At 43.1% G+C, this 12,037-nt stretch carries 13 protein-coding genes; 2 read left to right on the top strand and 11 right to left on the bottom strand.

Translation table 11 applies throughout. From position 1 onward, the window contains the following. Positions 1-228 precede the first annotated feature (228 nt). Positions 229-684 (top strand): universal stress protein, encoded by a 456-nt coding sequence (locus MHB50_RS04460; protein WP_077110834.1) that lies wholly within the window; start codon positions 229-231, stop codon positions 682-684. A 217-nt stretch (positions 685-901) separates the two neighbouring features. Here MHB50_RS04460 and argH read toward each other — a convergent pair whose 3' ends face one another. From argH to sppA, 11 genes are all read right to left on the bottom strand, one after another. Then, on the bottom strand, positions 902-2,272 hold the full coding sequence (gene argH, locus MHB50_RS04455; RefSeq protein ID WP_077110832.1) for an argininosuccinate lyase: 1,371 nt from the start codon (positions 2,270-2,272) through the stop codon (positions 902-904). After that, positions 2,269-3,510 carry an argininosuccinate synthase gene (locus MHB50_RS04450; RefSeq protein ID WP_077110830.1) on the bottom strand — a complete coding sequence of 414 codons (1,242 nt, stop codon included), beginning with the start codon at positions 3,508-3,510 and terminating at the stop codon, positions 2,269-2,271. Before MHB50_RS04450 ends, argH begins: the two co-directional genes overlap by 4 nt. A gap of 128 nt (positions 3,511-3,638) precedes the next feature. Then, the gene (locus MHB50_RS04445) at positions 3,639-4,145 is read right to left on the bottom strand and encodes a molybdenum cofactor biosynthesis protein B (protein ID WP_077110829.1); all 507 of its coding nucleotides are present in this window, start codon (positions 4,143-4,145) and stop codon (positions 3,639-3,641) included. Beyond that, entirely contained in the window at positions 4,142-4,984 is an 843-nt protein-coding gene (locus tag MHB50_RS04440) for an EcsC family protein (RefSeq protein ID WP_340084910.1), read from the bottom strand. The genes MHB50_RS04445 and MHB50_RS04440 overlap by 4 nt, the downstream gene beginning before the upstream one ends. Before the next feature lie 68 nt (positions 4,985-5,052). Next, positions 5,053-6,243 (bottom strand): acetate kinase, encoded by a 1,191-nt coding sequence (locus tag MHB50_RS04435; RefSeq protein ID WP_339162179.1) that lies wholly within the window; start codon positions 6,241-6,243, stop codon positions 5,053-5,055. A gap of 30 nt (positions 6,244-6,273) precedes the next feature. Beyond that, positions 6,274-7,263: a class I SAM-dependent methyltransferase gene (locus MHB50_RS04430; RefSeq protein WP_077110823.1), complete on the bottom strand. Its 990-nt coding sequence runs from the start codon at positions 7,261-7,263 to the stop codon at positions 6,274-6,276. Positions 7,264-7,423: 160 nt separating this feature from the next. Further along, positions 7,424-7,918 (bottom strand): thiol peroxidase, encoded by a 495-nt coding sequence (tpx, locus tag MHB50_RS04425; protein ID WP_340084909.1) that lies wholly within the window; start codon positions 7,916-7,918, stop codon positions 7,424-7,426. Between the two features lie 81 nt (positions 7,919-7,999). Further along, complete coding sequence (gene ytfJ / locus MHB50_RS04420) at positions 8,000-8,467, bottom strand: GerW family sporulation protein (protein ID WP_077110819.1); 468 nt, start codon at positions 8,465-8,467, stop codon at positions 8,000-8,002. Beyond that, a complete protein-coding gene (locus MHB50_RS04415) occupies positions 8,373-9,062 on the bottom strand; it encodes a DUF2953 domain-containing protein (protein ID WP_077110818.1) in 690 nt (229 codons plus the stop codon). Before MHB50_RS04415 ends, ytfJ begins: the two co-directional genes overlap by 95 nt. Positions 9,063-9,612: 550 nt before the next feature. Then, positions 9,613-10,083 carry an RDD family protein gene (locus tag MHB50_RS04410; protein WP_077110816.1) on the bottom strand — a complete coding sequence of 157 codons (471 nt, stop codon included), beginning with the start codon at positions 10,081-10,083 and terminating at the stop codon, positions 9,613-9,615. Between the two features lie 15 nt (positions 10,084-10,098). Next, positions 10,099-11,100: a signal peptide peptidase SppA gene (gene sppA, locus MHB50_RS04405; protein ID WP_339162172.1), complete on the bottom strand. Its 1,002-nt coding sequence runs from the start codon at positions 11,098-11,100 to the stop codon at positions 10,099-10,101. 122 nt (positions 11,101-11,222) lie between these two features. Here sppA and MHB50_RS04400 point away from each other — a divergent pair, with 122 nt between their 5' ends. Further along, positions 11,223-12,035: an NAD kinase gene (locus tag MHB50_RS04400; RefSeq protein WP_077110868.1), complete on the top strand. Its 813-nt coding sequence runs from the start codon at positions 11,223-11,225 to the stop codon at positions 12,033-12,035. The last annotated feature ends 2 nt before the right edge of the window (positions 12,036-12,037 follow it).

Here is a 12,037-nt window from a genome sequence, read left to right as displayed (position 1 = left end):
TCTTGATGAAATTTCGTATGATCACATTATAAAATGATAGCTTGTAATCGTTTTATAATCAATACAATTATTTGTATTATTTAAAATTGCCCTATTTTTATTTCGCATATAGAAACGTCCATATTGGATTTTCTTTTTTTGTTCGTAAAGTTTTCATGTTTCAATATCGTAAAAAAGAGAAATATTTGTATATAAATGATAAAATAATAAAAAAGGAGGCGTTTCAAAATGGAATTATCTTATAAAAACATTCTCGTTGCAGTTGATGGATCAAAACAGGCAGAATGGGCATTTAAAAAAGCGGTACAAATTGCCAAACGAAACAATAACGCAAAGCTGAACCTTATCCATGTTGTGGATACCCGGTCATATGGTGCTATCGAAGCTTATGATGTAACGATGGCGGAAAAAGCAAGGGCCTATGCCGAAGAACTGCTCGAAGGCTATCGTAAAGAAGCCGAATCCGAAGGTCTTTCGAATGTACATACGATGATTGAACATGGGTCTCCTAAAGTCGTTATTTCAAAAGAAGTGGCAAGAGACTTGAATATTGATCTGATCGTCTGTGGCGCCACCGGCCTTAACGCGGTTGAACGCCTGTTGATCGGGAGCGTCTCTGAGAACATCACCCGTTCCGCAAAATGTGATGTCCTGGTCGTTAGAACGGAAGTTGAACAATCATAAGAAAAACGCAAGACGCGCAGCCTTAGTGGCAATGCCTAACAAATTGCGAAGAAACAGCATTTCAACCAACGAAATCTGGTAAAGAACAACGTTGAATACCGCATTGAAAACATTGCAGAAACGGCAATCAAGCAGAGCATATTACCATCTCAGCAAAGACGCCGAGGCGGTTGTTCCAGGAAAAGAGCGTTATCCCTTCCTTACGGGAAACGCTCTTTTATATGAGTTTCTTAGCTCGTTCCAATTGTATTTTTACTTGCTCAAATCCCGTACCGCCATAGGAATTTCTTCTTCTTACCGCTTCGATCGGTGACAGTACGTTATAAACATCATCGGAAATTTTATCGCAAGCGTCCTTGAACTCTTCCAAAGAAAGATCCAATAAATAACAGTTTTTATGAATGCAGTAGAGAACAAGCTTTCCAACGATTTCATGCGCTTCACGGAACGGAATGCCTTTGGCCGCCAAATAGTCGGCCAGTTCGGTCGCATTCGAGAAATCCTGATTGACAGCTTCTTTCATAACATCTGCCTTTACCGCCATCGTTTCAACCATTCCGGCAAAGATTTTCAATGAACCGACCATTGTATGGACTGTATCAAACATGCCTTCTTTGTCTTCTTGCATATCCTTGTTATATGTCAGTGGCAAGCCTTTTAAAATCGTCAGCATGGAAATAAGATTTCCGAACACTCTTCCGCTTTTTCCCCTGATCAGTTCTGCCATATCGGGATTTTTCTTCTGCGGCATGATGCTGCTTCCCGTTGCATACGTGTCATCAAGTTCAATAAAGCTGAACTCTTTGCTCGACCATAGAATCATTTCCTCGGCCAGCCTCGTTAAATGAGTAATGGCCAAGGCCGAATTGCTCAAAAATTCCACGATAAAGTCACGGTCGCTGACAGCATCCATACTGTTTTCATATACACTGGAAAAGCCGAGCATTTCCGCCGAATAGTGGCGGTCAATCGGAAAAGTCGTCCCTGCCAACGCACTGGCTCCCAACGGCGATATATCGATTCTTTTCAAGCTCTCTTCGAACCGTTGCTTATCTCGCTCCAACATCCAGAAATAGGCTAATAAATGATGACCGAAAGAGACAGGTTGCGCTCTTTGCAAATGCGTGTAACCCGGTAAAATGGTCTCCACGTTTTTTTCTGCCTGTGTTACTAGAGCCGCCTGCAATTCTTTTATATGCGCTATGATGACCTTGACTTGCTTTTTCAAGTACAAATGCATATCGGTTGCCACTTGATCGTTTCGGCTTCTTCCCGTATGAAGCTTGCCCCCGACCGGCCCGATTTCTTCAATGAGCATCTTTTCAATATTTAAATGGATATCCTCTTCGGAAACGGAATATTCCAATTCTCCTGCCTGCGCTTTTTTCTTCAGTTTCAATAGGCCGGCTTGGATCTGTTCACATTCGTCTTGTGAAAGAATGCCTGTTTTACCGAGCATTTTCACGTGTGCGAGCGAACCGTCAATGTCTTCCAAAACTAATTGCTGATCAAAGGAGATGGAGGCCCCAAACTCCTCGATCCATTGCTCTGGCGTCTTGGAAAAGCGGCCTCCCCACAATTTTTTCATTGTTGGACTTTATCCTTTTTATGGATCGTGCTGTGCACTTCCGTCGGCAATCCCCAGAGCTTTATGAAACCGACAGAGGCAGATTGGTCAAATTCATCATCCGCTGTATACGTAGCAAGTTTTTCATTGTAAAGCGAGTTCGGTGATTTTCTGCCTTCAACGATCGCATGTCCTTTAAACAGCTTGACGCGTACCGTCCCATTGACATATTGCTGTGTTTCTTTCAAGAATGCTTGGAGTGCCGGTGTGAGCGGTGAGAACCAGAGACCATCATAAATAAGTTCTGTCAACTTCTTGCCGATCACAGGTTTGAAGTGGCCGATATCTTTTACAAGGGTCAAGTCTTCCAATTCCTTATGGGCGGTTAGTAGAGTAACGGCTCCGGGGCATTCGTACACTTCGCGGGACTTAATGCCGACAAGTCGATTTTCAACATGGTCGATTCTGCCGACACCATGCTTTCCGGCCAGCGTATTCAAGTGAAGGATCAATTCACTTAATGGGTATTTTTTTCCGTCAACCGCAACTGGTACGCCTTTTTCAAACTCAATTTCAATGACATCCGGTGTGTCCGGCGTATCTTCCAATGCTGCTGTCAATTCATACGCATTTTCTGGAGGTGCGGCCCACGGATCTTCCAAAATCCCGCATTCGTTGCTTCTTCCCCAAAGGTTTTGGTCAATGGAGAACGGGCTGTCCAAGTCAATTGGAATGGGGACACCTTTTTCTTTTGCATATTCAATTTCTTCTTCACGGGACCAGCTCCAATCACGGACAGGCGCCAATACTTCCAAGTTGGGGTTCAACGCTTTAATGGAAACTTCAAAACGGACCTGGTCGTTCCCTTTTCCTGTACATCCGTGAGCCACCGCATCCGCATTTTCTTTTTCAGCCACCTCCACAAGCTTTTTCGCGATTAGCGGTCTGGATAAAGCGGAAACGAGCGGATATTTGTTCTCGTACAAAGCATGCGCCTGAAGTGCGGGAAGCACATATTCATTGGCGAATTCTTCTTTTGCATCAATCATATAGCTTTTAACAGCGCCCATTGTCAAAGCTTTTTCTTTTACAAAATTCAAGTCTTTTCCCTCGCCGACATCGAGGCAACAGGCGACAACTTCATATCCTTGATCAATAAACCATTTTACTGCAACAGAGGTGTCCAACCCTCCGGAATAAGCGAGAACAACTTTCTTTTTCACACAAAAAACCTCCGTTTGGGGTGTATAGTTATACATGAATGTTTATAATTAATCATTTAATATAAGAGATAATAACACACATTTCGCTATTGTACAATACTTATTCATCATTATGTATAAAAATAATAACAGGGACTCACCGAAAAATCGGGTAGTCCCTGCCATTATTTTTGTATTTCCCTGATGATATGTCCCAATTCGTTCAAAATTAATTTTTTCATAGCCAGCTTGACGGCACCGCTTGATCCAGGGGTGATAAATACAGCTTTATCTTGGCATACGCCTGCCGCCGCTCTTGACAGCATGGCAGCAGAGCCAATATCCTCCGTATAGCTGATCATTCGAAACAGCTCGCCAAAACCGACAATTTCTTTATCAAATAACGGAACGAGCGTTTCAATCGTGACGTCTCGTTTGGCTATTCCCGTCCCGCCATTGACAATGACGGCTTGTACTTCTGGCTGCCGGATGGCATTGACGAATGCCGCTTGAATAGTCTCTCCGTCATCTTTGGCCATTTCATAATACTCAATAGAATGCCCGTGTGCTTGTAAGAGTTCTTTTATTAACTTTCCGCTTTTATCCGTCTCTTCCGTTCTTGTGTCACTGACTGTGATAACGGCACAGCGGACTGAGCGCGGCGCTTCTTTTTTATGCTCATGGACACTCATAGTTCTCCGCCGCCTTTTTGAAGCAAATGTTTATATTGGTAATACTTTAAAGCAAATTCAGTAATATTTCTAGTCGTCCTGTAGTTGATGCCCGCACCGATCATCATGGAAAGAAGCGGCTGGCCGGATATTTTTTTCTTGGCAAACATGACAATCAACGCTGTTTTTAAAACTTGTTTCATTGGCTCGTCAATCCAAGACTGGTCCGTCACTCGTTCGGGAATGTCGTAGTAATATTCCTCTCCCTCTTTTTTCAAGTCGTTCATCAGATCTTCCCAGCCGAACATTTTAAGGCGGTTCGGCATAATGGCTGTGTGGTATACTTTCAATGTTTCAAGGAGGCCGGCGGGGGACTGGACATTATAACCGAATGACATCGCGGTCAACTGGATGGCTCGCAGGTTAATGACGAGCATGGCCAGAAAATCGCTGCTCACCCATATGGCTTTCCCTGACCCGGTCATACCGCCTTGGATGAGGGAGTATAATCTGTGTCTTGCCGCCTGCTGTTCTGCCAAATACGTCAGCTTGTCTACAGAAAGCCTTCTCAAATCGGCTAATGTTTCGATGTCTCCGCTCATTGACCTGGCAACACTCAAGATTTTTTCAGGCGCTTCGGACTGCAATTGCGATCCCCGAAGCAATGAATTTAAATGGAAAAGCCATCCATCCACTTTTTCAAAAAATTGAATTTGCAATGAATCAGGCAATAATGAAAAGACTTGGTCTATCCATTTATCGTATGCGTTCTCAAAATCGGTCGGTTCATGTTCAAACATTGATTGCCGCCATTCTTGCAACTCTTCCCAAACGACTGCTTCCCTTTTTGTCCAATCCATTGCAATCATCCCTTCATCGTTTTATTCTTAAGTATAAAAAAGTAAGAGTAAAAACACAAAAAATAGATTCAGTGAATTACTAGACGCATTACATCGCGCGCAATCATGAGCTCTTCATTTGTCGGTATGACAAGAACTTTTACCGGCGAATGCGGATAATTTAGAAAAGCCTCTTTGCCGCGGATTTTATTTAAATCCGGGTCCCAATACACCCCCATAAATTGAAGGCCGCTTAACACCTTCGCGCGGATCACATCGCTGTTCTCCCCGATTCCCGCGGTAAAAATGATCGCATCCACCCCCGACATGCGGGCGGCATAAGATCCCAAGTATTTATGAATACGGTCAGCAAATATGTCCAATGCCAGTTCTGCGCGGTGATTTCCTCTGCCTGCTTCCAATTCAATATCGCGAAGGTCGCTTGAAAAACCGGAAACACCAAGCAGACCGGATTTTTTATTTAAAATATCCAAGATTTCGTCTGCTGACTTCCCTGTTTTTTCCATTAAGTAGGGGATTAGCGCGGGGTCGATATTTCCTGACCTTGTTCCCATCGTCACCCCGGCGAGCGGCGTGAACCCCATCGACGTGTCGATCGACTTTCCTCCTTTGATGGCGGCGATGCTCGCTCCATTTCCAAGATGGCAGGAAATGAGGCGAAGCTGTTCAAGGGGCCTTCCAAGAAGCTCAGCCGCCCGCTGTGATACATACTTATGCGATGTTCCATGAAAGCCATATTTTCGAATACCATATTTTTGGTAATACTCGTATGGAAGACTGTATAAATAGGAGCTTTCGGGCATAGTTTGGTGAAATGCCGTATCAAAAACAGCAACCTGCGGCACAGAGGGAAGGGCTTTTTGACATTCTTTTATCCCGACAATATTGGCCGGATTATGCAATGGAGCAAGTTCTATCAGTTGCTCCATTTTTTCTAACGTTTTTGGTGTTATGGGCACTGAATCATGAAAGATTTCTCCGCCGTGCACAACCCGGTGGCCAATCCCGACCACCTCTTCCGGGGAGTTAATCGCCCCATTCGTCATCATACGGTCAAGCAAAAGCTTTATCGCCGCTTCATGATTGGGAATATCTGCTTTTTCCTTCAGCCTTTCTCCTTCAATCGTCATGGCCACCAGACCGTTGGGCAGGCCGATTCTTTCTATCAGCCCCTTCCCTATCACTTTCTCCTCCGGCATATCGAAAAGCTGAAACTTAATCGAAGAGCTGCCCGCATTAACAGCAATTACTTTAGCCAATAAAAATCATCCTTTAGCGGTCTGTTTATTTTATTTGTTTTCCTGAAACCATTTTTCCATCTTAACCAATATTTTGTCCAATGCTTCTTTATTGGACAGCTTTGGAAGAGCAGCCAAGAGCACTTCTTGGGGTGGCTTAATCCCAGGTTTCTTTTTTTGAATGATAAAGATGCTCTTTGCCGCCTGACTATTCGCGAACATGGAAAACGGCAATTGCAAGACTGCCTGAATGTAAGCTGTTTCTTTTAAGAATTGCTTCAGTTTTGGCGCTTCTTTTGTTTCAAACAAATCGTTTGGAATAAGGAAAAATAAATATCCTCCCGGCTTCGTATAGTTAAGTCCCTGCTCAATGAAGAGATGATGGGCATAAGAATGGCCTTCATCACTTTTTAAAGTAAATTCCGCAGCTCGTTCATCATTTGGATAGTAGCCCACTGGCAAGTCGCAGACAACGGCATCAACCGGATCGATCAACAAAGGGCCAAGCCCATCTTGATGGAACAACTCGATCGGATGCATCAACAGATTTGCTCCGGTGTATGCCAGCCTGATCAAAATATCGTCTACCTCGACGGCATAAGCATGCATGTTCACGTCCGGTGCTTTTTTATTTAAAATGGTTGTCAGTAAGTTGCCTGTCCCGGCGGCATGATCGAGAAGCCGAATTTCATTTTTCCCATTCATAAATTTTGGAAGCAGATAGCTGATAAAATATCCGATGGTGTCCGGTGTCATTTGATGGTTTTGCTGGACATGGTTCTTCATACCTTTTAAAATGGCAAATTGGTATGCCTTGCGGATTTCTTCGTTATGGTAGGCTGAAAGCTGAATCTCTGAATACTTTTTCGCCAATCTTTTTTCAGTCAGCTCGCTCAGTTCAGCTTGCATAACCTTTTGGTGAAACAGGTTATCCCCTGTTTCAGCAAGAGCTTCCAAATAGGTGCACTTTAATTCTTCTTGTAATATTTCAGTTGTTTCATTGATCACTTCAAACAACTTTTCGATTGGAAATGTTTTCAACGTTCTACCTCCCGCGACAAACTACTCTTACTTATTTTATCTTTGCAACGTCTTGTTAACAAGGATTTGCTGTTTCGCTAATATATTTTCAATTTGGCCACTGACTTAGAAGGTCATTGCCGTGAAAGAAAAAAATCCCCTTACCGGGGATTAGATCTTGTTACTTCGCATTTTTTACTGCTTCGATGGCAGCTTCGTAATCAGGATGATTGGTTACTTCACTGACATATTCTGCATAAGCTATTTGATTATTGCTGTCGATGACGAATACGCTGCGGGCAAGAAGCCTGAATTCTTTTATGACAACCCCGTAGGCTTGTCCAAAAGACAGGTCACGGTGGTCTGAAAAAATCTTGGCGTCGTCAAGGCCATTTTCCTGGGCCCATCGTTTTTGGGCAAACGGCAAGTCTGCAGAAATGGTTAAAACAGTCGCATTTTTAAGGGCTGTTTCTTCATTAAAACGTTTTGTTTGTACCGCGCATACTCCCGTATCCACGGATGGAACAACACTGATGACGCGCACGCCGCTAAAATCGCTCAACTTCACTTCTGACAAGTCTTGGGCCAAAACGGTAAAATCAGGTGCTGCATCTCCCGGTTTGACTGGATTTCCATCAAGTGTAACCGGATTGCCGCCAAATGTCACTGCTGGCATAAACATTCCCCCTTGTCGATTATATCTCCCATCATGATGGATTTTATTCGAAATGGCAAGGAAAAAGATGCCAGAAAAAAACTAAATATGATAATCCAATCTTTTATCCTTTTGGTCATGTTTTTCATCGGAAGAATGCTTGTTCTTGGCAGATTGACTGTTTTTCATAAACCATTGGACTTTTTCGATCGCCGCGGGAGCCATATCCATCATTTTTTCAAGCAGATGAGTATTCTGTTCAAGGTGAAGCATATTGACGCCATCGGAATTGACGACCAAAAAGGCAATAGGCGTGATGGACACTCCCCCGCCGCTTCCACCGCCAAACGGCAGGTCTGTCGACTCCTCATCATAACCTCCTCCCGATTTGCTTCCTGCCGAAAATTCGCTTCCTCCCATGGCAAACCCGAACCCTACTTTAGAAACTGTTAAAATCACACCGCCATCAGGAATTTCAACCGGATCGCCGATGATCGTGTTCACATCGATCATTTCCTTTAGATTCTCCATGGCCGTTGTCATTACACCTTTGATTGGATGTTCCATCATCTGTCCTCCCATTTTGTAACTTTTTCCGTTGTAAATATAGTTGCAGTATCGTCCATATAGCTTTTCCTGTCCGGATCGATACCATACATGAAAGGTTCGTTTTCGCTGAGTAGGATTGAAAAGAAGGATCAAGGGAGATTTCCGGCTCACATTTCATGCAGGATAAGCTTTTAAGCCAGGCGGAAGCCGTCCCTTTTAAAGCCCAAACAGCACCGGACAAAACCCCTGTTGCGGCAGCATCATTCAAGCCGACGCTGGAATGCCAAACGAACCGGTGAATTTGTATCTTCGGAAACTGCTTCCATAAAAAAGACTTAATCCCTTTCATTTTTTCAACATTGGCTTCATCCTTTATTTTTTCCCGGAAACGAAAAACCTCTTCCGCCGTTTTGTTTTCTTTCAACTTTTCAGCAAGCTTTTTAAGATCAACATTTCTATTGATCCGAATGAGTCCGTATAAAAAACGTATTTGAATGGATAAGATGCACTTGGAAACATCCGCGCTCAACTGTAATGAAACTTTTATATTGGATAACAGGATGAAAATGACCAACAAGCCTGCCACCATCATCGCTGTAATCAAAACCGTACCCATAAGCTACCTCCGGCATCAGTTTTGCCGTATGAAAAAAAAAATAAACCTGCCTCTTTATAGGCAGGTTATTGAAAAACCCTCGAAAGCTTAAGCACGGCAAATCCATTCGCCGTTTTGGAGAGATTTTATATTTTTTCCCATTTCATATCGACGTTCGGGCGTTACGATCGTCTTTTGTGAGTTACGCCCTACTTGTGGGATTTGCGCATCCTCTTACTCGAGACTTTGGAAATTACGATCCATTTTGCAAATTATACTTGCAACTTGTGGGAATTACCTTGTGCGACTTACTTGCAACTTGCAAGAATTACTATCCACTTTTTTTGAGTTACTCGTACTTTTTGGATATTACTAGCCACTTTTGCCAGTTACTCGAGACTTTGGATATTACTAGCCACTTTTACCAGTTACTCGCGGCTTTGGAATTACAATCCATTTTTACGATTACTTGCAACTTGAAAAAATTTCCATCCACTTTTCATCTAGCCCATATTTCGATTTAACTCGTTCTTTTTGAGCAATTCCTATGCAGTTAGAATCTAACCTTGCCCTACTCATAGGCAGGTTTCATCGTGTTGGAACGCTCGTGTATAACGGTTGTCTCGGCAAACAAATCATGCAGTGCCTGTTTCTTTGGCGTGAAAGCGGCTATTACATACAAGATCTGAAAAGTGGCAGAAATATAACGTCCGATCCATTCCCGAAAAATAACCGTTGTCCAGCTTAATTCCCGATCGTTGAGGGGGACGACTTTTAATCCAAAGACCATTTTTCCAAGTGTCTGGCCAAAAAACTTTGTCATCAAAATAAAATATACATAAAATACGACAGCCGTTGTGATATTAATGGGTGTAAAAATCCCACTCGCGTCTAATGAAAGATCGAGAAGGCGAAAAATCGGCTTGATTAAGATGCCATTGATACCGGCGATCACAAGCAAGTCAAGTAAATAAGCCCAAAACCGCATCCAAAATCCGCCATATTCCCATGCTGCCGTCTTGTCAGGTTGCAGTTCATCCATTCATTGCCACCTCCCTTATTGCGTGTATAAATACATGAGCCGCGGTGAATTTGGACGATTCAAGGCGTGGAGAAGCTCATTTACCCCAGATGTTCCTGATAATTTTTGGGCTGCCACGCTGAAAAACGATCCAAAGCCGGCGTCGGAAGTAAATCGAATTACTTCGGCACCTTGCAGTTTATGGTCTTTTTTCATCTTTTCAATCGCATCTTCACTATAACCGAACTCGTCTATCAGATTTAATTCCTTCGCCTGATAACCGTCATATATGCGGCCATCGGCGATTTTCCGGACTTCGTCCTCAGACATGCCCCGCCCATCAGCAATGACCTTGACAAAGCCGTTGTACGAGTTTTCTATCATGCTTTGAAGGATCTGGGCTTCTTCATCTGTCATTTCTCTCGACGGACTCATAATATCTTTAAATTTGCCGCTTTTGATCGTTTTATAGTCGATACCGACCTTATCAGCCAATTCGCTATAATTTAAGCTTTGCATGATCACACCGAGAGAACCGGTGATCGTTTCAGGAGTTGCGAAAATTTTATCAGCAGATGCTGATATATAATATCCTCCAGATGCAGCCATAGAGCCCATCGATACATAAACGGGCTTTTTCGTCTCTTTTTGAATTTCGACTAATTTGTCATGAATTTCAGCCGACTCTTTCGTACCGCCTCCTGGGGTGTTTACATTGAGAACGATTCCTTTGATACTGTCATCGTCTTTAACCTGATTTAATTGCTTCATAAAGTCTCTGTGAAAATATCCTTCCGACATGAAGGAAGGTGCTTCACCTGTATCCTGAATAACCCCATCCACATTTAAAACAGCAATCCGCTTCATGGGATCTCCAGACTCCATAACTTCTTCGCTGAACGTCTGGGTTGCCAGAAAATTTTCCTTAAACATTTTCTTAAAATCGCCAAAGAAAAAAGCACTGGCCATGTTCATTATAATGGACACAAAAAATATACCCGCCGCAATACCAAGTGCGGCCCACCTTTTTCCATTCATTCGACTTCCTCCTTCCAATGATACATACGGATAAAGCTTTTAAAGGGTTTCACTTTCATGATAAACTTTATCAAAATAAGGAACATGAAGAAAGTGAAATGGGCGAAGGGAGAATTTACCAAATGGTCCGGAAAAAAATATACTTTTTCTATAAGCATATTTTCTATCAAAACGACAAGGCAGCGAGCGCCAAAATAGCCGTTCTTCATGAAACGGCAGAAAGACACGGCTTTACAATCGTTGAAAACGCTCGTGAAGCCAACATTATTGCCAGTATTGGGGGAGACGGGACTTTCCTGCAAGCCGTTCGGAAAACAGGATTCCGTCAAGATGCTCTTTATGTCGGAATTGATGACGACCGCTTCCGCGGTCTGTATTGCGACTTTCAAATAGATGATCTCCACGGAATGATCGATGCGATGACAATGGAGCAAATCGAGGTAAGAAAATATCCTGTCATTAAAGTGGATATTGATGAAGAAGGCTCCTTTTATTGTTTGAATGAATTTACCATTCGCTCCACAATCATTAAAACACTTGTACTGGACGTGTTTATAGACGGCTTTCATTTTGAAACATTCCGCGGGGACGGGATGATTATTGCTACACCGACAGGGAGCACCGCATATAACAAGTCAGTCAGGGGAGCCGTTGTCGACCCGCTCCTGCCCTGTCTCCAAGTAAGTGAAATGGCGTCCGTTAACAGCAATCGCTATCGAACGCTCGGATCCCCGTTCATATTAAGCAAAAACAGGACGTTGACCTTGAAAATAGCCCAAGGCGGAAATGAATATCCGACAATGGGCATGGACAATGAGGCTCTTAGCATCCAGCATGTGAAAGAAGTTGATATTCAATTAAGCGACCGCTATATAAAAACAGTCAAACTGAAAAACAATTCTTTTTGGGAAAAAGTCAAAAGAACCTTTTTGTAAGG

It is taken from the genome of Siminovitchia sp. FSL H7-0308, assembly GCF_037980985.1.
In the GTDB taxonomy this organism is placed as follows: Bacteria; Bacillota; Bacilli; order Bacillales; family Bacillaceae_C; genus Siminovitchia; species Siminovitchia thermophila.
The sequence above is the reverse complement of the archived record's forward strand: the minus strand, read 5'-3'. Positions and strand labels throughout refer to the sequence as shown.